We start from the raw sequence: 22,664 nt of genomic DNA on the forward strand, positions 1-22,664 counted from the left end.
TGGCTCCGTGACCAGGACTCGAACCTGGGACCCAATGATTAACAGTCATTTGCTCTACCGACTGAGCTATCACGGAACTACATATTTCAATTTACAACGGTGAAACTTACTGCTTCCAGTCACTCGTTCGCATCGCTGCGTTCGTGTGTCTGAGGCGCGCTATTCTACAACCTAGAACACCTCTGTCAACCCCCTAAATTGCTTTCAAGTTAATGATTTGCAACTTATTTCAGATTTCAACTCAGTGAGCTGAGACCGTCTTGGCGACTGACTGCGGGGCGCACTTTACAAGCCTTTTCCTTTGAGTTCAACAGCCTAACGAAAAAAAAGGCCCTACGATGTAGGGCCTCCCAATTTTTCATTGGCGCTTGGACTCAGTTGAAAACGATTTCGTCGTTCTCGACCTTGCCGGTTGCCGTGTCGCCTGGCATGAAGTGACCCGAAAGGATCAACTGCGCCAACGGGTTTTCGATCCAGCGCTGAATCGCCCGTTTCAAAGGACGTGCGCCATACACCGGGTCGTAACCAACAGCGATCAGCTTGTCCATCGCCTCCGGACTGAGTTCCAGCTTCAGTTCGCGCTCGGCCAGACGGCTGCGCAGACGGCCCAACTGGATTTCGGTAATGCCCGCGATCTGATCCCGCGCCAATGGCTCGAAGATCACCACTTCGTCGACCCGGTTGATGAACTCCGGACGGAAGTGCGACGTCAGCGCATCCATTACGGCAGCACGTTGAGCCTCACGATCACCGACCAGTTCCTGAATCTGCACAGAGCCGAGGTTCGAGGTCATGACGATCACGGTATTGCGGAAATCCACCGTGCGGCCATGGCTGTCGGTCAAACGACCATCTTCAAGCACTTGCAGCAAGATGTTGAACACATCCGGGTGCGCCTTCTCGACTTCGTCCAGCAGGATCACCGAATAAGGCTTACGACGTACCGCCTCAGTCAGGTAACCGCCCTCTTCGTAGCCGACGTATCCCGGTGGCGCACCGATCAGGCGAGCCACGGAGTGTTTCTCCATGAACTCGGACATGTCGATTCGCACCATCGCTTCTTCAGTATCAAAGAGGAATTCGGCCAGCGCCTTGCACAGCTCGGTTTTACCGACACCGGTCGGGCCGAGGAACATGAACGAGCCGCTCGGACGATTCGGGTCGGACAACCCGGCACGCGAACGCCGAACTGCATTGGCCACAGCGACCACTGCCTCTTCCTGACCGATCACCCGTTTGTGCAACAGGCTCTCCATCTTCATCAGCTTGTCGCGCTCGCCTTCGAGCATTTTCGACACGGGAATGCCGGTCCACTTCGATACGACTTCGGCGATTTCTTCTTCAGTCACCTTGCTACGCAGCAGCTGGTTTTCGCTCTTGCCGTGCTGATCGACCATTTGCAGGCTGCGTTCCAGATCCGGGATCACCCCGTACTGCAATTCGGCCATGCGATTGAGGTCGCCTTTGCGGCGCGCGGCCTCCAGCTCCTGACGCGACTGTTCGATCTTCTGCTGAATCTGCGCAGAACCCTGCACCTCGGCTTTTTCCGAGTTCCAGATTTCTTCCAGATCGGAATACTCGCGTTCGAGACGGACGATTTCTTCCTGGAGTTTTTCCAGACGTTTCATCGCCGCTTCGTCGCTTTCTTTCTTCAGCGCCTGGGATTCGACCTTCAACTGAATCAGGCGACGCTCCAGACGATCGAGCACTTCCGGCTTGGAATCGATTTCCATGCGAATGCGGCTGGCGGCCTCGTCGATCAGGTCGATGGCCTTGTCCGGCAACTGCCGGTCAGTGATGTAGCGATGGCTGAGCTTCGCTGCCGCAATGATCGCGCCATCAGTGATCGCCACCTTGTGGTGAACCTCGTAACGCTCTTTAAGGCCGCGCAGGATAGCGATGGTGTCTTCTTCGCTCGGCTCATCCACCAATACTTTCTGGAAGCGCCGCTCGAGCGCCGCGTCCTTCTCTATATATTGGCGATACTCGTTAAGCGTGGTCGCGCCGACGCAGTGCAACTCGCCGCGAGCCAGTGCTGGCTTGAGCATGTTGCCGGCGTCCATCGAGCCTTCGCCTTTACCGGCGCCGACCATGGTGTGCAGTTCGTCGATGAACAGAATGATCTGCCCTTCCTGCTTCGACAGCTCGTTGAGCAGCGATTTCAGGCGTTCTTCGAACTCACCGCGATACTTGGCACCGGCAATCAGCGCGCCCATGTCCAGCGAGAGCAGACGCTTGCCTTTAAGGCCGTCCGGCACTTCGCCGTTGATGATGCGCTGGGCCAGACCTTCGGCAATCGCGGTTTTACCCACGCCAGGTTCGCCGATCAGCACCGGGTTGTTCTTGGTGCGGCGTTGCAGAACCTGAATGGTGCGACGGATTTCGTCATCACGACCGATCACCGGATCAAGCTTGCCGTCTTCGGCGCGCTTGGTCAGGTCGACGGTGTATTTATCCAGCGCTTGGCGCGACTCTTCGTGGTTGGCGTCATTCACCGCTTCGCCGCCACGCAGGTTGTTGATCGCGTTTTCCAGGGCTTTCTTGCTCACGCCCTGGCCGAGCAGCAACTTGCCGAGCTTGCTGTTCTCGTCCATCGCCGCGAGCAGCACCAGTTCGCTGGAGATGAACTGGTCGCCCTTCTGCTGGGCCAGACGGTCAGCCTGATTGAGCAGGCGCGCCAGATCCTGCGACATGTTGACGTCGCCAGTGGGGTTCTGGATTTTCGGTAATTGGTCGAGCTCTTTGGTCAGCTCTTTACGCAAGCTGTTGACGTCGAAGCCCACCTGCATCAGCAGAGGTTTGATCGAACCACCCTGCTGTTCAAGCATGGCTTGCATCAAGTGCGCCGGCTCGATGGCCGGATGATCGTGGCCGACGGCCAACGACTGGGCGTCGGACAAGGCCAACTGTAATTTGCTGGTTAAACGGTCTATTCGCATAAGTCACCTTCCTTTTGAGCAGGCCGGACCTAAAAACCATCCTGAATAAAGAAACCTGCCAGATACCCCTATAGATGCGGTCGATTCTGGGAGATTCAAGCGTCAGAGAGTTGATTCAGGTCAGGCAAGTCTAGCGGGTGAGCCAAACGAGGGAGGCAAAGCGGCCAGAGCGCGACGCACGGCGATAAGAGAAGAAGCGTGGATCAGTCACGGTGCAGAAACCGCCACCATAAACAGCTGTGACACCCCGCTCAGCCAGACGCAGACGCGCCAGCAGATAGATGTCAGCCATGAACTTGCCAGCATTGTGGCTTGGCACGAAGGCTGATGCCGCTTCCGGCAATTGCTTGACGAAGACTTCTCGAACTTCCGGGCCGACCTCAAAGGCTTGCGGGCCGATGGCAGGGCCGAGCCAGACCAGCACTTCTGCGGCCGGAACATCGAGACTGTCGAGGGTAGCTTCCAGCACACCCGCCGCCAGCCCCCGCCAACCGGCATGAGCCGCCGCGACACGGGTGCCGGCACGATCGCAGAACAATGCCGGCAGACAGTCCGCCGTCATCGCCGCGCAGGCGATACCCGGCGTTGCTGTCCAGCTGGCGTCTGCGGTCGCAACAATGCCCGGATCCGCATGCGCCACGGCAATCCCGTGTACTTGCTGCAACCAGGCAGGCTGTATAGAGAAGTGCTCGGTCAGGCGCCGACGGTTCTCGGCCACAGCCTCAGGACGATCATCAACATGATCGCCCAGATTGAGACTGTCGAACGGCGCCTCGCTGACACCGCCCTCGCGGGTGGTGACGCAGGCTTTGACGCTGGCCGGCGCAGGCCAGTCCGGCGTCAGCCAGTTCATCCGACGAATGCCTCGCGATCCTGCTTGAGCAGGGTCAGCAGCCAGACGAAATCTTCCGGCAGCGGCGATTCCCAGCTCATGCGCTCACCGGTCGTCGGATGATCCAGCTCAAGGAAGCGCGCGTGCAGGGCCTGACGCGGGAAATGCTTGAGGGATTCAACCATCGTCGGGTTCGCGGCTGGCGGAATGCGGAAACGACCGCCGTACGCCGGGTCGCCGACCAACGGGAAGTTGATGTGCGACATGTGCACGCGAATCTGGTGAGTACGACCGGTTTCCAGCTTCACCCGTACGTGGGTGTGCGAGCGGAAGCGCTCCAGCACGCGGTAGTGACTGACGGCAGGCTTGCCGCCTTCCATCACCGCCATGCGCTGGCGCTGCTGGCCATGGCGACCGATCGGGGCGTTGATCTTGCCACCGGCGGTGACCACACCAATCACGATGCACTCATAGATACGGCTGACGCTGCGACTCTGCAACTGAGTAACCAGTTTGGTCTGCGCCTGAATGGTCTTGGCCACCACCATCAGACCGGTGGTGTCCTTGTCCAGACGATGCACGATACCGGCGCGCGGGACATTGATGATGTCCGGCACGTGGTGCAGCAAAGCATTGAGCAGCGTGCCATCGGCGTGACCGGCAGCCGGGTGCACCACCAGGCCCGCAGGCTTGTTGATCACCAGAATGTCGTCGTCTTCATAGACGATGTCGAGTTCGATGTCCTGGGCGATCCACTCGCCCTGGGCTTCCTGCTCGGCAGTCAGCTCAAGGATGGCACCGCCGTGCACGATGTCGCGCGGGCGGATGACCGCCCCGTCCACAGTCAGGCGACCTTCTTTGATCCAGGCGGAAAGGCGCGAGCGAGAGTGCTCAGCGAAGAGTTGGGCAGCGACTTGATCGAGGCGTTGGCCGCCCAATTCGGACGGCACCTCTGCGCGAAGTTCAATTTTATCGGACATGCTCTGACTGTGCGTCGGCACAGCTTTTGGTTTCGGCTGCGCGCTTGTGGTTAAATACGGCGTCTTTTGCCCCGAGGCTTTTCAACGGGGCGCTCATCATAACAGGACGGCCCCGCCCAAGACAGCGGCCGTCATAGGGACGCAAGCCGCCATGCAAGTGAAACACCTGCTGCTGATCGCCATCCTCGCATTGACCGCTGCTTGCTCATCGAAGGAAGTCGTAGACGAAAACCTCAGCGAAGCCGAGCTGTATCAGCAGGCTCAGACTGACCTGGACAACAATAGCTACACCAGCGCCACAGCCAAGCTGAAGGCTCTGGAGTCGCGTTATCCGTTCGGTCGCTACGCCGATCAGGCACAGCTGGAGCTGATCTACGCCAACTACAAGAACGCCGAGCCGGAAGCTGCAAAGTCTGCCGCCGAGCGTTTCATTCGTTTGCACCCGCAGCACCCGAACGTGGATTACGCGTACTACCTGAAAGGTCTGACCTCTTTCGACCAGGACGTCGGCCTGCTGGCGCGCTTCCTGCCGCTGGACATGACCAAGCGTGACCCGGGCGCCGCGCGCGACTCGTACAACGAGTTCGCCCAGCTGACCAGCCGCTACCCGAACAGCCGCTACGCGCCGGACGCCAAGCAGCGCATGATCTACCTGCGCAACCTGCTGGCGGCCTACGAAATTCACGTGGCCGACTACTACCTGACCCGTCAGGCCTATGTAGCCGCTGCCAACCGTGGTCGTTACGTGGTGGAAAACTTCCAGGAAACCCCATCGGTCGGCGACGGTCTGGCGGTGATGACTGAAGCCTATCAGCGTCTGCACCTGGACGAACTGGCGACCACTAGCCTGGAAACCCTGAAGCTCAACTACCCGAACCACCCAAGCCTGCAAGACGGCCAGTTCGTGCCACGGGTTGCCGAAGCCGATAACCGTTCGTTCCTGAGCAAGGCGACTTTGGGTCTGATCGAGTCGCGTCCACCGCTGCCGCCGGGTGAAACCCGCGCCAACCAGGACGTGCAGAAGCAGTTCCAGGACGCGAAAGACGCGATCCCGAACGAGCTCAAGCCTAAGGACGAAAACGGTGACGTGATCGAAGAACCAGAGCCTGAGTCGAGCAGCACCGACCGCTCGTGGTTCAGCTACATGACTTTCGGCGTGTTCGACTGATCGCACCGGCAGTACAGAAAAGGGAGATCTGCGGATCTCCCTTTTTTATTGCCGCGCATTAATAGGCTGTGCGCTGGTCGGGAGCTTGGCTAAACTGCCGGATCATCAGTCGGAAAGCCGCTCATCATGCTTCGTTTATTGTTCTGGATCGTCGTGATTTTCGCCGCCATATGGTTGTGGCGTAAATTCAAGGCACCCGCCGCGTCCTCTCAGTCCAATCGCACCCCTCGCGAACAGGACGCTCCACCGATGGTGCGCTGCGCCCATTGCGGCGTGCATCTGCCGCGCGACCGCGCACTGAGCGTGCAACAACAGTGGTATTGCAGCCAGGCTCACCTTGAGCAAGGCCCGGGTGCCAGTGATCGCTGAGGCCGCCAGCGCCAACAGCAAACAGGCGCAGCGCCTGCTGCGCCTTTATCATCTTTACCGCCTAAGCGTCGGCATCACACTGGTGCTGCTGATCTCCAGCAACATGGACAATCGCCTGCTGACGTCGGCAAACGACGAACTGCTGCGCGGCGGCAGTTGGCTGTACCTGATCCTCAACATTTTGCTGGTAGTGTTCCTTGAGAACACCCGACGGCCGGCGCAGCTGTTCAGCCTGGCCCTCGTCGATGTCCTGCTTTTATGCGGTTTGTTCTTTGCGGCAGGCGGTGTTGGCAGTGCGTTGGGCAATTTGCTGATTGTCTCGGTGGCGATCAGCAACACCTTGCTACGCCGGCGCATCGGCCTGTTGATCGCCGCCATCGGCGCGCTGGGCATCGTCGGTTCGAGTTTCCTGCTGAGCTTCAACCATCCGCTGAGCGCCAATGAATACCTGCAAGCCGGCACCCTCGGCGCCCTGTGCTTTGCCGCCTCGTTGTTGGTGCAGGGACTGATACGGCGCCTGGAGGTCAGCGAAACACTGGCCGAACAACGTGCCAGCGAAGTGGTCGGGCTCGAAGCACTCAATGCGCTGATCCTGCAACGCATGCGCACCGGGATTCTGGTCCTCGACGAGGAGCGCCGGGTGCAACTGGCGAACCACAGCGCACAAACCCTGCTCGCGCAATCTCACCTTCAGGGACATTTGATCGACGACTATTCCAGTGCGCTGGTCGATCGCCTGCAACTGTGGATGAACAACCCGACCCTGCGCCCGCAAAGCCTGAAAATCCCCGGTAACGGCGTCGAACTGCAGCCGAGCTTCATTGCCCTCGAGCAAAGCCCCAACCAGCAAACCCTGGTATTTCTCGAAGACCTCGCGCAAATCGCCCAGCAGGCCCAGCAATTGAAACTCGCCGCGCTCGGGCGCTTGACCGCCGGGATCTCCCACGAAATCCGCAATCCGCTGGGTGCCATCAGTCACGCGGCACAGCTATTGGGGGAGTCCGAGGAACTCGACGGCGCGGATCGGCGTCTGACACAGATCATTCAAGACCACTCCCAGCGCATGAACCGAGTCATCGAAAACGTCCTGCAACTGTCCCGGCGCCAACAGAGCGCGCCGCAACGGCTGGATCTCAAACCGTGGCTGGAGAACTTCGTTGCCGAAAGCCGCGAACAGGCCGGCGAGCGCCAGCAGATTCATCTGCGGATCAATTCAGGGGACTTCACCACGCTGATGGACCCCAACCAGCTCACGCAGATTCTCGACAATCTGTTACGCAACGGCTGGCGCCACAGCGCGCTGCTGCACGATCAGGCGCAAGTCTGGCTGGCCCTGTTCAGCGATCCCGACAGCCAGCTGGCGGTCCTCGAAGTGCAAGACAACGGCCCCGGCGTCCCTGCCGATGAACAGGCGCATCTGTTCGAACCGTTTTTCACCACCAGCAGCCAGGGCACCGGCCTTGGGCTTTATCTGTCCCGTGAGCTGTGCGAAAGCAACCAAGCGCGCCTAGACTTTCAATCACGCCAAGGCGGCGGCTGCTTTCGCATCACCTTTGCTCACGGACGGAAACAAAGTTGAATACCAGCCCACGGCAAAAAATTCTTATCGTCGACGACGAACCGGATATCCGCGAACTCCTGGAAATCACCTTGGGACGGATGAAACTCGACACCTACAGCGCGCGCAATCTGGCTGAAGCCCAAGCGCTGTTGCATCGCGAAACATTCGACCTGTGCCTGACCGACATGCGCCTGCCCGACGGCACGGGGCTGGAACTGGTGCAGCATATTCAGCAGCGTTATCCACAACTCCCCGTGGCGATGATCACCGCCTATGGCAGCCTGGAAACGGCGATCAACGCCTTGAAGGCAGGCGCATTCGACTTCCTGACCAAACCAGTGGACCTCACGCGCTTGCGCGAACTGGTCGGCACGGCCCTGCGCATGTCGGCGGCAGGAGGCAGCTCTACCTCGATTGATCGACGCTTGCTCGGCGATTCAGCGCCGATGCGCAACCTGCGCAAACAGATCGACAAACTCGCCCGCAGCCAGGCACCGGTGTACATCAGCGGCGAATCCGGCAGCGGTAAAGAACTGGTCGCGCGACTGATCCACGAACAGGGGCCGCGCGCCAGCCAGCCGTTCGTACCAGTGAACTGCGGGGCGATTCCCTCGGAACTGATGGAAAGCGAGTTTTTTGGTCATCGCAAAGGCAGTTTCACCGGCGCAGTCGAGGACAAACCCGGGCTGTTTCAGGCGGCCCATGGCGGCACCCTGTTTCTCGATGAAGTGGCGGATTTGCCGCTGTCGATGCAGGTAAAACTGCTGCGCGCGATTCAGGAAAAAGCCGTGCGCAGCGTCGGCGGGCAACAGGAAAGCGTGGTCGATGTGCGAATTCTCTGCGCCACGCACAAAGACCTTGATGCCGAAGTCGCGGCCGAGCGTTTTCGTCAGGACCTTTATTACCGCTTGAACGTGATCGAACTGCGCGTGCCGTCGCTGCGTGAGCGCCGTGATGACATTGAAGTGCTGGCAGCGCATATGCTCAAGCGTTTGGCCAACGACACCGGCCAACCGGCAGCACGCTTGCATCCGCAGGCGTTGGAAGCGCTGAAGAATTACCGGTTTCCGGGGAATGTGCGGGAGCTGGAGAACGTTCTCGAACGGGCGCACACCTTGTGTGAAAACCGTACGATCGAGGCAGAGGATTTGCGCTTGAGCGAAGGCAACTGCGCGGCAGATGGCGGCATTGCCGATCTGACCCAGATCGATAATCTGGAAGATTATCTGGAGAACGTCGAACGCAAACTCATCTTGCAGGCGCTGGAGGAGACGCGCTGGAATCGTACGGCGGCGGCGCAGCGGTTGAGTCTGTCGTTTCGGTCGATGCGCTACAGACTGAAAAAACTCGGTCTGGATTAAATCCTAAAAAATCGCAGCCTTCGGCAGCTCCTACAGGAAACGCATTCCAATGTAGGAGCTGCCGAAGGCTGCGATCTTTTGATCTTGCTTTAAATGCGACCCTCAGGCGCATACGGCGCCGGATCAATAATGGGCGCGCGCCCAAGCATCACATCGGCAAACAACTGACACGACGCCGGCGCCAGCACCAGCCCATTGCGGTAATGCCCGCAGTTCAACCACAACCCGTCGAACCCCGGCACCCGGCCAATATACGGAATGCCCTCCGGCGAGCCGGGACGCAACCCCGCCCAGTGCCCGACCACTTCGGCATCGGCCAACGCTGGCAATAACTCCACTGCCGAAGCCTTGAGGCTTTCCAGCGCCACATCGGTTGGCGTCTTGTCGTAGCCTTCGTGCTCCAGCGTGCTGCCGATCAGAATATGGCCATCTCGGCGCGGGATCGCATAACGGCCCTTGGCCAATACCATGCTCGGCAGAAAATCCGCCGCACACTTGTAGAGAATCATCTGGCCTTTGACCGGTTCGACCGGCAGCGTCAGGTCCAGCGTCTTGAGCAGATCCCCGCTCCACGCCCCCGCGGTCAGTACGACCTGATCACCGTTGATCACGCCCCTCGACGTCTCGACGCCAATAACTCGCCCGTTCTCGCCGACAAACCCGCTGACCTCACACTGCTCGTGAATGGTCACGTTCGGCAGTGCCTGCAACGCCGCTTTCAGCGACTTGACCAGACGCGGATTACGCACGTTGGCGACATCCGCCATGTAGATCGCCCGGGAGAAACCGCCACCGAGGACCGGTACCGCATCATGCGCCGCCGAGATATCCACAGCCCGCAACGGGCGGTTTTCCCGCTCGGCCCAGGCCAGCGCTTCGGCTTCATCGTCCAGATCCAGCCAGTACAGGCCGGTGGTGTGTACTTCAGGATCCACCCCGGTGTCAGCGAACAAACGCTCGCCGAGCTGTGGATAAAAGTCCTGGGACCAGTGCGCCAGCGCGGTAACCGCCGGGCTATAGCGCCACGGATACAACGGCGAAACGATACCGCCGCCGGCCCAGGACGATTCCTGGCCGAGGTTCGAACGATCGAGCAGCACCACACTGCGCACTTCGGAGGCGAGATTGTAGGCGGTCAGCAGGCCAATCACCCCGCCACCGACAATCACCACTTGCTGTTGCCTGGTCATGTTTGATCCAACCGTAAAAAAGACAGTGGGCGCAAAAGGCGCCCGAAAGAAAGCGTCTCAGCGGCCCCAGCAATCCTTGGTGGTCAGCCCGGTAGTCGCGTTGTTCATGCTTCTGACACCGGTGTTGGTCAGGGTGAAGTCCCCGCACTTGTCGGTGGCCATGGAGGTACCCACTTTACGGGTAGCGGTCAGCAGGAAGGTTTGGTCGGCAATGGTCGGGGTGAGGGTGTAGAAATCATTGCCCGTGCTGAGTCCGGTGACATTGGTGTAGGTATTGTTTCGGGTGTAGAACCGCTCGAGGGTCTGCGCCTGCTCCGAAAGCAGAGACACCACTTCGGCGCGACGGCCCTTTTTCAGGTACTCGGTATAGCTCGGTGCGACGATGGTGATGACGATCCCGATGATCGCAATCACGATCATGATTTCGATCAGGGTGAAGCCTCGGTTGGATCTGCGCATGCCTCAAACTCTCGCTTACTGTATTTGTCGCCACATGATACGACGGCTGCCACCGCCGGATTTTTCCACTAGTGTGGTAATGCCACCGCTGGAATCGTTGACAATCTTGCGTGTGGCACCGTTGACGATGGCATTCAGGGTCGGAATGCCGCCGGTGAACACCACGCCACTGGAAATCGTGTCATTGCTGTCGACCACGCCATCGGCGTTGGTGTCGAGCACCGCGTAGTTGAGCATCTTACCGCTGAACGCATCGAGTTCGACCAGTTTGCCGGTGCCAAAACTGGAACAGGGGTCGGTGGTATCGACGCTCGCGGTGGTAAAGATGATCCGCCCAAGCACCAGACTGGCCTGATTGATAACGCGCTCGCCAGTCAGCGCGTTGTTATACACCAAGGGCAGGTACCAGCCCTTCTCTCCCGGATAGGTCGTGTCGTTCTGCGTCGTCGTCACGAACTGCCCGGTACTGCCGGAGAACACGCCAGTAACCGCCTGCGCCTGCAAACTGCTGACGGTGAGCTGCCCGGAGCCGCCATCGGCATCCCACACCGAATAGAACGCCTGCAAATCCTTGTTGGTCTTGTCAGCCGTCTCGTTGAATTTACCGGTGCCAACGAAGATCTGTTTGCCGCCGAGCGAGTTGTCCGCCAGCAGCGGTTGCGCGGTGATCGGTTGAGTCGCCCCACCCGCCGTCGTGAACAGCGGCTTGCCGGAAAATGCCACGCCCCAGCTATCCGTCGATGTCGCGCTCAGATCGAATTTCCACAGGCGCCCTTTCAAGTCGCCGCCATAAGCGGCCTGCACCACGTTCGAAGAATTGACCTTGAGTTTTACCGACGACAAGCCATTGGTGGTTTCCGTGCTGTCGATGACGATTTTCTTGATCAGCGAACCATCACGTACGTCCAGCACATACAACGCCGCCACGCCGGAGTTGCTGCCGTAACCGTTGGCAATGAAAGCCGCCCAGCGACCATCGGCCAAGCGTGCCACTTCCGGGCGTGCGTAGGCATAACCCAGATCATTGAAAGCGTTGGCGGTGCTTGCAGTCGCCGGCGCACTGACCTCCCACAACGCACGCAAAACGTTACCCGCCGAAGCGTCGAACAGTTGCAGCGCGTAGAACGTCTTACCTCCGGCACCGGTTCCGCCGATGGCCAGGGTTTTCCATGCGCTATTGAGCTGGGCGTCATACACGCCCACTTGGCCGTCGACCAGAAACTTGTGGCTGACACCGTTGATGTAGTTCGGATCGGCAATCAGCCGCAGCGACGGCAATACGCTGGAGGGCATATAAGCGTAACGACGGCTGCCGTTGGCCGAGTTGATGACGTTGACGAAACCGTCGTTGGCGTTCACCACCAGACTGGCATTCATGTTTGCCGCTTTGGTGGTCAGGTAAGCGGTGTACGTGGTGTCGCCCGACAGATCGGAGGCTGTCTTGTCCGTCGGTGAGGCCAGCACCAACGGCGAGTTGATGATGTCGCCGAGCAGCACGCTACGCACTTTGAGCCCGTTCTTGTTGGTGCCTTTGCTCCACTCCAGCAGATCACTGCCGGAGATGCCGGTGGGCAGGCCTTGGCTGAGTGTCGTCTGCTGGGGCGCGGAGAAATTACCGTAGGCCAGCGCAACGGCGGCGTTGCTTGTAGTGTTCCACGACTGATAGGTCGGTGCGGTCGCACTCGGTACGATAGTGGTGTCAGTGGTCCAGAGCACCGCAGAGGTATTCACCGCTCCGGATGCATTGAAGCCGAAGGACTTGATCGTACCGCGCCAGTCCTTGGGGTCGTAACTAGTCTGAAAGTAACTGGTGCCGCTCGCCAGTGTGGTGCCGCTGGTGACACCACTACCGCCGGAACCGGCCTTGGAAGTGATATCACTCAACGCCGATGACAACGCGGCGTTGAGCCCGGTGCTGTCAGTCGCCTGGTAATACCGGCCCTGTCCGTAACTGGCCGCGTCCGACAGCATGTCATTGTCGGCGGTGAAGCCCACGGTATAGGTGTTCATATTCTGCTTGGGAAAATCCACCGCGTTCCAACTCTTGCCCGCCGCGTCGGTACCGGTCGAGCGCATGTCGATATCGAAGGCGAACTTGGCGATGTCATCCAGATACAACGTATCCCCTTCTTTGTCGCCAAAGAGGTTGTTACCGTCATTGCTGACACCGTCCCAGTTCGGTAACCGGCTGCCGCCCAATGGGTCGTTGCTCGGAAAGGTTCGGTCGAAGGTCGGCAAGCCATCGGTTATCACCACGCCATAATTTTTCTGGCAGCGGTACTGGATCGGACTGGTGTAGGTCGCGGGCGTGCTGTTGTAGTACGGCGCCATGCCGCGCATGTAGCGGGTGATTTCATAGTAGGTTTCTGCCAACGGGGTGTTGGCCACGGCACTCAAACCATTGATCGATGAGATCAGCGCGTTGTAGTTGGTGTCTGCCTGCGCCTGCGTGACGCTCCCGGACACCGGCGCCAAGTCGCTGATCGAGCGGGCGATATAACCGCCATTACCAGAGTCGTTGTTGGTGACCGGGTTGAACGTCGACAGGCCAATACGCAAAGTGCGATTGCTGGTGACCAGTGCCGTCGACACGTTGCGAGCAACGTTGATGCGGTAGTCGTTGGGAATCGCCCCTGTGGTGAAATCGCGCGTGCCATTGTTGATGGCCAGACTGACGACGTAGGAAATGTAATCGCCTGTATATCGCGTATTGCCGCCACCCACAGGGTCCGGCAGTTTCAGACACAGTGGCGCGACACTGTTGTTGTAAAACGCGTACGCGCCACCCGAACACCCGGAGGTCGGAAGGCTTGATAAAAACACAGGATCGCCTGTGATCGTTGGCGCGTTCAGAGGGGTGCATAACCCGAGAAACGCGTTGCATTGCCGGGCCGGGGTGCGATCAGCCGTCGGATCGAATCCGGCCGCATAAATGATGCTGTTCATACTCCCCGAATCGTCGATCAGCAGCATGACGTTGGGTGGTACCGCCGCCGCACTCAACAGCGGCGAATCGGAAGGCGTGAACGCATACGCCGGCGCGGCCAGATAAAAGCTCAGCAGCATGCCGATCAACAGAGGCATGCAGCGCTCAATACTTCGCATAAACACTCTCCACCACGCTACGCGAATTGCCGGCGATGCCGACCGCTGTAACCCGATACAACGTCGCCGAGGTGTTGCTCGGCACGTTCACCGCCGTGAGCGTGGTGCCGATATTCTGCACACCATAGAAACCATTGCCGGCGGAGATCCAGGTCACCCCGGAAGTCGAGTTGAGCCCCGCCGCGCTGACCACTGACGACTCCGCTGGCGGCGCGCATTGCGTGATACCGCTGCACACAGCCAGCGAATAACTGTCCAGTTGCACCGCACTTTCGCCAATGCGCAACGCCGCCTCGGCAGTCTGAAACGACTGATTACGCAGACTCACGCTGCCGGCCATTTTTTCCTGCAGGTTGGCGCTCTGCATCGACGACAGACCAATCAGGGTCAGCAACAAGAGGAATACCAGACTGACCAGCAAGACCATGCCGTGCTGCGCCTGACGGGTGTGAAGAGAAATCCTCATCAGCGCGCCCTCACTGCAAGCGGTTGCGCAAAGCGGCAACCACGTTGAAGGTTTGATTGCGCACCCGATTGTTCGGGTCGGTGAGGGTCAGGCTCAGGCGCACACTGCGGATGCGCGCCGGATCGCTGGGGTTGGCGCTATACGTCGAGGCCGCCACATCCGTCGCAGAACTGGCCAGACCGAAGGTGACGTTGAACGCACTGACGTTGTTCACCAGCACTTGCTGGGTCGGCGTTCCGCTGCCGGTGCCCATGAGAATCTGATTGTTGCTGAAGCTGTAGATCAGACGCCGGATCGGGAACGCGATTTGCCCGCTCGCCGGGGAGCGCAAGCCGGTATAGGCCGTTGCGCTATTGCGGCAGTCGGAGAGCACCGTCCAGGTTGGCGTGCCCCCGCCGCTGCCGATATCGGCGGTCACCAGCGTCAGTTTCAGGTTGGCATTGTCCCAACTGATCGGCATGACCTGCGCAGCGTTGAAGTCGCCCGCGGAGCTCGAATCGAGGATAGTGCCCAGACAACCGAACATCCCGACCATGCGAATTTCCTGAATCATTTTGCTCAACACAAACCGTGCGTCTTCCTGCATCGCGGCGGCAGTGTTCTGGCTGACATAGGTATTTTTCGCCGCGATGAAAATCTGCACCACGCCCAGCACCACGATCAGCCCCAATGCCAAAGCGATAAGTAATTCGATCAGACCGAATCCACGGTTTTGCTGCTTCATGGCGTGGCCACCGGATCAACCGCAGCGCGACTGGTCAGGACAAAGCTGCGTTGAGCACTGGCGGTGTTGGCGGCTCGCGCATCGCTCCAGTTGATGGTGATGGTGTAGACGCGCTGATTGAGGGTGATGCTGCCAGTCGCGGTGGGGCCACCGAAGTTGACGATGTTGGTGGTGAAATCGTAGAGATCCTGATCACGCGCAACGCTCAAGTTGCCCGAAGTCGGCGGCGTGACGGTGTAGTCGGCGCCGGAATTGGCGCGAATGCGGTCCATCATGTCGTAGGCGATGAAACTGGCCTGGCTGGTCATCCGCGAGCTGTCGGTGTACTTCAGCGCATTCAGTTGCACCGCCGCCGCCCCCAGCAACCCGACCGTCAGAATCAGCAACGCGACCAGCACCTCGATCAGCGTCATGCCCTGCTGTGTGTATTGACTCCCTGCCCTCATCCGCAACTTCCACCCAATTGAATTCGTCCGTTCAAGCACACGTTCAGCGTCCTGCTTTGCGTTCCCAGCGTGTAACTGATGAGCACCGCCGTCGACGGTGCCGCGAGACCGCCAAGGTTGTTGAAATCCAGTGCGGTCACTCCTGAGGGTAGCGTCAGAGTCGCGCCGCTGCTCATCGCGGGAACAACCCGCAACACATTGGCCGGATTGCCAGTACTGTCGTATACCGATAACTCACCGGTCCAGACGCTGCCGCCAGCGGTTGGGCGCAGGCGCAGGGTGGTGCCACGGTCGATGGCCTCGAGCCTGGTGAAATTGATCGCCCGTTGCAGGTCACCCATCTCGGTATCAGCCTTGCTGCCCTGTATCGATCGGGTGAACGCCGGCACGGCCAACGTGATCAGGATCACGAAGATCGCGAGTGCGACCAACAACTCGATCAGCGTGAAACCTTTTGTACGAAGATCCATCGATGCCCTCCGTTGCCGTCGGCTATACCTGCTTCTACACGCTAGAACATTCAACCGACCCGCGTCGGTTGATTTGCCCTGCCCGGCGCACGGAGCGCGCCGTTCATCACATTCCACGGAGGGAGTTTTCATGCCGCAACAGGGTTTCAGCCTGATCGAACTGCTTATGGGACTGGCGATTGGCGCAATTGTTCTACTGTTGGTCAGTCCGGCATTTGCAACGCTGCGCGAATCGAACCACCGGGATCAGGCGGCGCACTCACTGCTCGATGGCATCCGCAATGCGCGCACCATGGCGATCACACGAAATCAGGCTGTGGTGATCCACGGCATCAACGGCGACTGGAGTCAGGGCTGGCGAATAATTCTGGATATCAGCGGCAAAGGGCCTGCGGACAGCAGCAATCCGCTACTGCAGGAAAGTGTGAGTGACTCACAGGTACCGATTGTCGGTAATTGGCTGGTAAGCCGTTACGTGAGGTTCAGCAGCCTGGGACAGCCGCTGATGCCCGGGCGGGCTTTTCAGGCAGGGACATTACATGTCTGCTCGGCTCGCGAGCCGGTCAGCCAGCGCCAGATAGTGCTGGCGGCGACCGGTCGCGTGCGCCTGAGCAGCGAAGAAGCTGAGCAGGCGTTGTGTCAAAAAGCCAAAAGCGTCAGATCGAACGTACGCGCAACTCTTTAGGCATCGAGAACGTAATGTTCTCCTCACGCCCGGCCAGTTCATCGGCACCGGTCGCGCCCCAGGCCTGCAATTGCTGAATCACGCCGCGCACCAGCACTTCCGGTGCAGAGGCACCGGCGGTGATGCCGATACGCTCAACGCCATCGAACCAGCTCTTTTGCAGGTCTTCGGCACCGTCGATCAGGTAGGCCGGTGTGGCCATGCGCTCGGCAAGTTCACGCAGACGATTGGAGTTGGAGCTGTTCGGGCTGCCGACCACCAACACCACGTCGCACTCGTCGGCCAATTGCTTGACCGCGTCCTGACGGTTTTGTGTGGCGTAGCAGATGTCGTCCTTGCGCGGGCCACCGATAGCCGGGAAGCGTGTACGCAGGGCATCGATAACGCGACTGGTGTCGTCCATCGACAGCGTGGTCTGGGTGACGAAGGCCAGTTTGTCCGGGTTATGCACCTGCAACTCGGCCACGTCTTTCTCGTCTTCGACGAGGTAAATCGCGCCGCCATTGCTGCCGTCGTACTGGCCCATGGTTCCTTCGACTTCCGGGTGACCGGCGTGGCCGATCAGGATGCACTCACGACCGTCGCGGCTGTATTTCGCCACTTCGATGTGCACCTTGGTCACCAGCGGACAAGTGGCGTCGAATACTTTCAAGCCACGGCCGGCGGCTTCGGTGCGCACGGCTTGAGATACGCCGTGAGCACTGAAAATCACGATGACGTCATCCGGCACCTGATCCAGCTCTTCGACGAAGATCGCCCCGCGGCTGCGCAGGTCTTCAACGACGAACTTGTTGTGCACCACTTCATGGCGCACATAGATCGGTGGCCCGAAGACTTCCAGGGCACGGTTGACGATTTCGATCGCCCGGTCCACACCGGCGCAGAAGCCACGGGGGTTGGCGAGTTTGATTTGCATGCTGTGCCTCGTGTCTTGCGCGCAAGAAATAGCGAAAACGGTAGAAAACATTGTGGGAGCGACGATTCGACTTGCTCGCGAAGAGGCCATCACCTGCAACATTACTGTTGGCTGACACACCGCATTCGCGAGCAAGCTCGCTCCCACATTTGACTTCATAGAGTCAGTCAGATCGCTTTAACGTTGATGATCTCGACGTCAAAGGTCAGCGTCTTGCCCGCCAGCGGGTGGTTGAAGTCGATGGTCACTTGCGCGTCATCGAACTCTTTCACCACGCCCGGCAGCTCAGTATTGGCCGCATCGTTGAAGATCACCAGCAAACCCGGCGACAACTCCATATCGACGAACTGCGAACGCGGAATGATCTGCACGTTCTGCGGGTTTGGCTGGCCGAAAGCGTTTTCCGGCTCGACGGTCAGCGTACGCTTGTCACCGGCCTTGAAGCCAAACAGCGCGGCTTCGAAACCCGGCAGCAGATTGCCGTCGCCGACCTTGAAGGTCGCCGGGGCCTTGTCGAACGTACTGTCGACGGTGTCGCCGTTCTCCAGGCGCAATGCAAAGTGCAAAGTGACTTCCGTGTTCTGGCCGATGCGTTGCTCAGCCAATACCTGTTCAGTCATGAACGGCTTCTCCGGTCTTTTTACTTTTGAACATATCCAGTGCCAGCATCACCGCGCCAACGGTAATCGCGCTGTCGGCGAAGTTGAACGCCGGGAAGTACCAGCGGTTCTGCCAGTGCACCAGAATGAAGTCGATCACATGGCCCAAGGCAATGCGGTCATACAGATTGCCCAGCGCGCCGCCCAATACCAGCGCCAGCGCGACGGCCAGCCAGGTTTCGTTGCGGCCCAGGCGCTTGAGCCAGACCACCAGCACGGCACTGACCACAATCGCGATCAGGGCGAACAACCAGCGCTGCCAGCCGGAACTGTCAGCGAGGAAGCTGAAGGCAGCGCCGGTGTTGTAGGCCAAAGTCCAGCTGAAGTAATCGGGAATGATCACGATCTGCTGGAACATTTCGAGCTTGCCTTCGAAGTAGAACTTGCTGGCCTGGTCGATGACCAGAACCAGCAAGCTCAACCACAGCCAGCTCAACCGTCCGAAACGGCCAACGGCATTAGGCATAGTGACGAACCTCGCCAGCGCCGCTGATGTTGTCGACGCAACGACCGCAGATTTCCGGGTGCTCCGGGTTCACGCCAACGTCTTCACGGCAATGCCAGCAACGGGCGCACTTCGGGAAGGCCGATTTGACGATCTTCAGCTTCAAGCCGCTGACTTCAGTCACTACCGCATCGGCCGGAGCCTGAACGAACGGCGCAACGCTGGCAGTCGAAGTGATCAGGACAAAGCGCAGTTCGTTGCTCAGCTTGGCCAGATCGGCGCTCAGGGCGTCTTCGGCGTACAGCGTCACTTCGGCTTGCAGGTTGCCACCGACGGCTTTTGCTGCGCGCTGGATTTCCATTTCTTTGTTGACCGCTACCTTGACCGCCATCACGCGTTCCCAGTAGTCGCGACCCAGTTCAACGTCTGCTGGCAGTTCGGTCAAACCTTCGTACCAGGTGTTGAGCATGACCGATTCATTGCGCTCGCCCGGCAGGTATTCCCACAATTCGTCGGCGGTGAAGGCGAGGATCGGCGCGATCCAGCGCACCAGCGCTTCGGAGATGTGGAACAGCGCGGTTTGTGCCGAACGGCGGGCCTTGCTGTTGGCGCCAGTGGTGTACTGACGGTCCTTGATGATGTCGAGGTAGAAACCGCCCAGCTCCTGCACGCAGAAGTTGTGGATCTTCGAGTAAACGTTCCAGAAACGGTATTCGCCGTAGTGCTCTTGCAGCTCGCGTTGCAGCAGCAAGGTGCGGTCGACCGCCCAACGATCCAGCGCGAGCATTTCTTCCGCCGGCAGGATGTCGGTGGCCGGGTTGAAACCGCTCAGGTTCGAGAGCAGGAAGCGTGCAGTGTTGCGGATACGACGATAGGCGTCCGCACTGCGTTGCAGGATCTGGTCGGAGACCGCCATTTCACCGGAGTAGTCGGTCGAAGCGACCCACAGACGCATGATGTCTGCGCCGAGGGTGTCGTTGACTTTCTGCGGGGCGATCACGTTGCCCAGCGACTTGGACATCTTGCGGCCGGCTTCGTCGACGGTGAAACCGTGAGTCAGCAGTTCGCGGTACGGCGCGTGGTTGTCGATGGCGCAACCGGTCAGCAGCGACGAGTGGAACCAGCCACGGTGCTGGTCGGAACCTTCCAGGTACAGGTCGGCGCGCGGGCCGCTCTCGTGACCCATCGGGTGCGAACCGCGCAGAACGTGCCAGTGCGTGGTGCCCGAATCGAACCAGACATCGAGGGTGTCGCTGATCTTGTCGTACAGCGGCGCTTCGTCACCGAGCAACTCGGCAGCGTCCATCTTGAACCAGGCTTCGATGCCTTCGACTTCAACGCGCTTGGCGACTTCTTCCATCAATTCGACGGTGCGTGGGTGCAGTTCGCCGCTTTCCTTGTTGAGGAAGAACGGAATCGGCACGCCCCAGTTGCGCTGACGCGAGATGCACCAGTCCGGACGGTTGGCGATCATCGAGTGCAGACGCGCCTGGCCCCAGGCCGGGACGAACTTGGTGTCTTCGATGGCTTTGAGCGAGCGCACACGCAGGGTGTCACCGCTGGTTGGCTCTTTGTCCATGCCGATGAACCACTGCGCAGTCGCGCGGTAGATCAGCGGGGTCTTGTGGCGCCAGCAGTGCATGTAGCTGTGTTCGATGACGGTGGTGTGCATCAGCGCACCGACTTCGGTCAGCTTGTCGACGATCGCCGGGTTGGCCTTCCAGATGAATTGGCCGCCGAAGAATTCCAGCGACGGCACGTAAACACCGTTGCTCTGCACTGGATTAAGGATGTCGTCGTTGACCATGCCGTACTTCTTGCAGGTCACGAAGTCATCCACGCCGTAAGCCGGAGCGGAGTGAACCACGCCGGTGCCAGCACCCAGTTCAACGTAGTCGGCCAGGTATACCGGCGACAGACGGTCGTAGAACGGGTGACGGAAGTTGATCAGCTCCAGCTCTTTACCGGTGGTGGTGGCGATGACCGAACCTTCAACGCCATAGCGCGCCAGGCAAGCTTCGACCAGCTCTTCAGCCAGCACCAGCAACTTGTCTCCGATGTCGACCAGGGCGTAGTTGAATTCCGGGTGAACGTTCAGCGCCTGGTTGGCCGGGATGGTCCACGCGGTGGTGGTCCAGATCACGATCGAGGCAGGTTTGCCCAGCGACGGCAGACCGAACGCGGCAGCCAGTTTGGCTTCGTCAGCGATCGGGAAGGCCACGTCGATGGTCGAGGACTTTTTGGTCTCGTACTCGACTTCCGCTTCAGCCAGGGCCGAACCGCAGTCGAAGCACCAGTTCACAGGCTTGAGGCCCTTGAACACGAAACCGCCCTTGACGATTTCGGCGAGGGCGCGGATTTCACCGGCCTCGTTCTTGAAATCCATGGTCTTGTACGGGTTGGCCCAGTCGCCCAGCACGCCGAGACGGATGAATTCGGACTTCTGCCCTTCGATCTGCTCGGTGGCGTAGGCACGGCACAGTTCGCGGGTCTTGTCCGCGCCCAGGTTCTTGCCGTGGGTCACTTCAACCTTGTGCTCGATCGGCAGGCCGTGGCAGTCCCAACCCGGAACATAAGGCGCGTCGAAACCCGACAGGGTCTTCGAGCGGATGATCATGTCCTTGAGAATCTTGTTCAGTGCGTGACCGATGTGGATCGTGCCGTTGGCATACGGAGGACCGTCGTGCAGAACGAACTTCGGACGATCCTTGCCAATCTCGCGCAACTTTCCGTACAGGCCAATACTGTCCCAGCGCTGCAGGATCTGCGGTTCGCGCTGTGGCAGGCCGGCCTTCATTGGGAAGGCGGTGTCCGGAAGGTTTAGCGTGGCTTTATAGTCGGTCATTTAAGGCTCTTCATTAGCGATGGGCGCTAGGTGCGGCTAGTGCACGGGCGGTGGCGACATCCGCATTGATCGCCGTTTTCAATGCCTCCAGGGAGGCGAAGCGCTGCTCTTCACGCAGCTTTTGGTGGAAAACCACCGTCAAACGCCGGTCATACAGATCGCCGGCAAAATCTAGAAGATGGACTTCAAGGTGGGCCTTGCCATCACCTTGTACCGTGGGCCGTACGCCGATATTGGCGACACCGGGCCAGGTCTTGCCGTCGATATCGACATCCACCAGGTACACCCCGGTGAACGGCACGCGACGACGCTTGAGTTGAATGTTGGCAGTGGGCGTACCCAGTTGCCGGGCCAGTTTCTGGCCATGCAGCACGCGACCGGCGATGCGGTACGGGCGTCCGAGCAAACGTTCGGCCAAGGCGAAATCGGCGGCGGCCAACGCGTTGCGCACTTGTGTGCTGCTGACGCGAATGCCGTCCAGCTCGACGGTTTGTGCCGCTTCAACGGTGAAACCGTGCATCTGCCCGGCTTGCAGCAGGAAGTCGAAATCGCCGAGGCGGTCGCAACCGAAGCGGAAATCGTCGCCGACTTCCAGATGCTGCACGCCCAGACCATCAACCAGGATGGTATCGACGAACTCACTGGCGCTGAGTTTGCTCAGACGCTGGTTGAAAGCCAGACACAACACACGGTCAACGCCTTCGGCGGCCAGCAGTTGCAGCTTGTCGCGCAAACGCGCCAGACGTGCCGGCGCGGTCTCGGGGGCAAAGAACTCCCGTGGCTGCGGCTCGAAAATCACCACGCAGCTGGGTACGCCCAACTCGAGCGCACGCTCACGCAGTCGGGCCAGGATAGCCTGGTGACCACGGTGAACACCGTCAAAGTTGCCAATAGTGGCGACGCAGCCCCGATGCTGGGGGCGCAAGTTGTGGAGGCCTCGAACCAGCTGCATAACGCGCTTCTTGCTCATAAAGTGGTCGATTATAACCACACCCGACGGTCGACGACAGGCAACACCGTAACGCAAAGTGAACGAGCCGACAA

Annotated in this window: 20 protein-coding genes and 1 tRNA gene; 5 read left to right on the forward strand and 16 right to left on the reverse strand. The window is 59.6% G+C overall.

Features of this window, described 5'->3' with window-relative positions; all coding sequences use genetic code 11:
- The 4 genes from F8N44_RS12675 to rluD form a co-directional block, all read right to left on the reverse strand.
- Window positions 1–76: transfer RNA gene (locus F8N44_RS12675), tRNA-Asn, on the reverse strand.
- 298 nt (window positions 77–374) lie between these two features.
- Window positions 375–2,939 carry an ATP-dependent chaperone ClpB gene (gene clpB, locus F8N44_RS12680; RefSeq protein WP_064118713.1) on the reverse strand — a complete coding sequence of 855 codons (2,565 nt, stop codon included), beginning with the start codon at window positions 2,937–2,939 and terminating at the stop codon, window positions 375–377.
- Window positions 2,940–3,069: 130 nt separating this feature from the next.
- Window positions 3,070–3,792, reverse strand: coding sequence for a peptidoglycan editing factor PgeF (gene pgeF / locus F8N44_RS12685; RefSeq protein ID WP_150650543.1), 723 nt, complete (start codon window positions 3,790–3,792; stop codon window positions 3,070–3,072).
- Window positions 3,789–4,751, reverse strand: coding sequence for a 23S rRNA pseudouridine(1911/1915/1917) synthase RluD (rluD, locus tag F8N44_RS12690; RefSeq protein ID WP_016986220.1), 963 nt, complete (start codon window positions 4,749–4,751; stop codon window positions 3,789–3,791). The genes pgeF and rluD overlap by 4 nt, the downstream gene beginning before the upstream one ends.
- 151 nt (window positions 4,752–4,902) lie before the next feature.
- Here rluD and F8N44_RS12695 point away from each other — a divergent pair, with 151 nt between their 5' ends.
- From F8N44_RS12695 to F8N44_RS12710, 4 genes are all read left to right on the forward strand, one after another.
- Window positions 4,903–5,919 carry an outer membrane protein assembly factor BamD gene (locus F8N44_RS12695; RefSeq protein WP_122592796.1) on the forward strand — a complete coding sequence of 339 codons (1,017 nt, stop codon included), beginning with the start codon at window positions 4,903–4,905 and terminating at the stop codon, window positions 5,917–5,919.
- 126 nt (window positions 5,920–6,045) lie between these two features.
- Window positions 6,046–6,288: a PP0621 family protein gene (locus F8N44_RS12700; RefSeq protein WP_150650544.1), complete on the forward strand. Its 243-nt coding sequence runs from the start codon at window positions 6,046–6,048 to the stop codon at window positions 6,286–6,288.
- Window positions 6,278–7,867, forward strand: coding sequence for a sensor histidine kinase (locus tag F8N44_RS12705; protein ID WP_150650689.1), 1,590 nt, complete (start codon window positions 6,278–6,280; stop codon window positions 7,865–7,867). Before F8N44_RS12700 ends, F8N44_RS12705 begins: the two co-directional genes overlap by 11 nt.
- Window positions 7,864–9,210: a sigma-54-dependent transcriptional regulator gene (locus F8N44_RS12710; RefSeq protein WP_150650545.1), complete on the forward strand. Its 1,347-nt coding sequence runs from the start codon at window positions 7,864–7,866 to the stop codon at window positions 9,208–9,210. The genes F8N44_RS12705 and F8N44_RS12710 overlap by 4 nt, the downstream gene beginning before the upstream one ends.
- 89 nt (window positions 9,211–9,299) lie before the next feature.
- On the opposite strand, the gene thiO is transcribed toward F8N44_RS12710, so the two are convergent.
- The 7 genes from thiO to F8N44_RS12745 are packed head-to-tail and all read right to left on the reverse strand — an operon-like array spanning window position 9,300 to window position 16,070.
- Window positions 9,300–10,400 (reverse strand): glycine oxidase ThiO, encoded by a 1,101-nt coding sequence (gene thiO / locus F8N44_RS12715; protein WP_150650546.1) that lies wholly within the window; start codon window positions 10,398–10,400, stop codon window positions 9,300–9,302.
- A gap of 57 nt (window positions 10,401–10,457) precedes the next feature.
- The gene (locus F8N44_RS12720) at window positions 10,458–10,859 is read right to left on the reverse strand and encodes a type IV pilin protein (protein WP_150650547.1); all 402 of its coding nucleotides are present in this window, start codon (window positions 10,857–10,859) and stop codon (window positions 10,458–10,460) included.
- A gap of 15 nt (window positions 10,860–10,874) precedes the next feature.
- Complete coding sequence (locus F8N44_RS12725; RefSeq protein ID WP_150650548.1) at window positions 10,875–13,964, reverse strand: pilus assembly protein; 3,090 nt, start codon at window positions 13,962–13,964, stop codon at window positions 10,875–10,877.
- Window positions 13,951–14,430: a PilX N-terminal domain-containing pilus assembly protein gene (locus F8N44_RS12730; RefSeq protein WP_150650549.1), complete on the reverse strand. Its 480-nt coding sequence runs from the start codon at window positions 14,428–14,430 to the stop codon at window positions 13,951–13,953. Before F8N44_RS12730 ends, F8N44_RS12725 begins: the two co-directional genes overlap by 14 nt.
- Before the next feature lie 10 nt (window positions 14,431–14,440).
- The gene (locus F8N44_RS12735) at window positions 14,441–15,154 is read right to left on the reverse strand and encodes a PilW family protein (protein ID WP_150650550.1); all 714 of its coding nucleotides are present in this window, start codon (window positions 15,152–15,154) and stop codon (window positions 14,441–14,443) included.
- On the reverse strand, window positions 15,151–15,600 hold the full coding sequence (gene pilV / locus F8N44_RS12740) for a type IV pilus modification protein PilV (protein ID WP_150650551.1): 450 nt from the start codon (window positions 15,598–15,600) through the stop codon (window positions 15,151–15,153). The genes F8N44_RS12735 and pilV overlap by 4 nt, the downstream gene beginning before the upstream one ends.
- Window positions 15,597–16,070, reverse strand: a complete 474-nt coding sequence (locus F8N44_RS12745; RefSeq protein ID WP_150650552.1) for a GspH/FimT family pseudopilin — start codon at window positions 16,068–16,070, stop codon at window positions 15,597–15,599. Before F8N44_RS12745 ends, pilV begins: the two co-directional genes overlap by 4 nt.
- Before the next feature lie 130 nt (window positions 16,071–16,200).
- On the opposite strand from F8N44_RS12745, the gene F8N44_RS12750 reads away from it, so the two are divergent.
- On the forward strand, window positions 16,201–16,755 hold the full coding sequence (locus tag F8N44_RS12750) for a GspH/FimT family pseudopilin (RefSeq protein WP_150650553.1): 555 nt from the start codon (window positions 16,201–16,203) through the stop codon (window positions 16,753–16,755).
- Here the strand turns inward: F8N44_RS12750 and ispH are convergent.
- The 5 genes from ispH to ribF form a co-directional block, all read right to left on the reverse strand.
- The gene (gene ispH / locus F8N44_RS12755; protein WP_007909838.1) at window positions 16,727–17,671 is read right to left on the reverse strand and encodes a 4-hydroxy-3-methylbut-2-enyl diphosphate reductase; all 945 of its coding nucleotides are present in this window, start codon (window positions 17,669–17,671) and stop codon (window positions 16,727–16,729) included. The genes F8N44_RS12750 and ispH overlap by 29 nt on opposite strands.
- 167 nt (window positions 17,672–17,838) lie before the next feature.
- Window positions 17,839–18,276 (reverse strand): FKBP-type peptidyl-prolyl cis-trans isomerase, encoded by a 438-nt coding sequence (gene fkpB / locus F8N44_RS12760; protein ID WP_177325639.1) that lies wholly within the window; start codon window positions 18,274–18,276, stop codon window positions 17,839–17,841.
- Window positions 18,277–18,283: 7 nt separating this feature from the next.
- Window positions 18,284–18,796, reverse strand: coding sequence for a signal peptidase II (gene lspA / locus F8N44_RS12765; protein WP_007909836.1), 513 nt, complete (start codon window positions 18,794–18,796; stop codon window positions 18,284–18,286).
- Window positions 18,789–21,620: an isoleucine--tRNA ligase gene (ileS, locus tag F8N44_RS12770; RefSeq protein ID WP_150650554.1), complete on the reverse strand. Its 2,832-nt coding sequence runs from the start codon at window positions 21,618–21,620 to the stop codon at window positions 18,789–18,791. Before ileS ends, lspA begins: the two co-directional genes overlap by 8 nt.
- A gap of 13 nt (window positions 21,621–21,633) precedes the next feature.
- On the reverse strand, window positions 21,634–22,572 hold the full coding sequence (gene ribF / locus F8N44_RS12775) for a bifunctional riboflavin kinase/FAD synthetase (protein ID WP_008078544.1): 939 nt from the start codon (window positions 22,570–22,572) through the stop codon (window positions 21,634–21,636).
- Between the last annotated feature and the right edge of the window lie 92 nt (window positions 22,573–22,664).

Origin of the sequence: Pseudomonas fluorescens, from assembly GCF_902497745.1 — a bacterium.
GTDB lineage: Bacteria > Pseudomonadota > Gammaproteobacteria > Pseudomonadales > Pseudomonadaceae > Aquipseudomonas > Aquipseudomonas fluorescens_BM.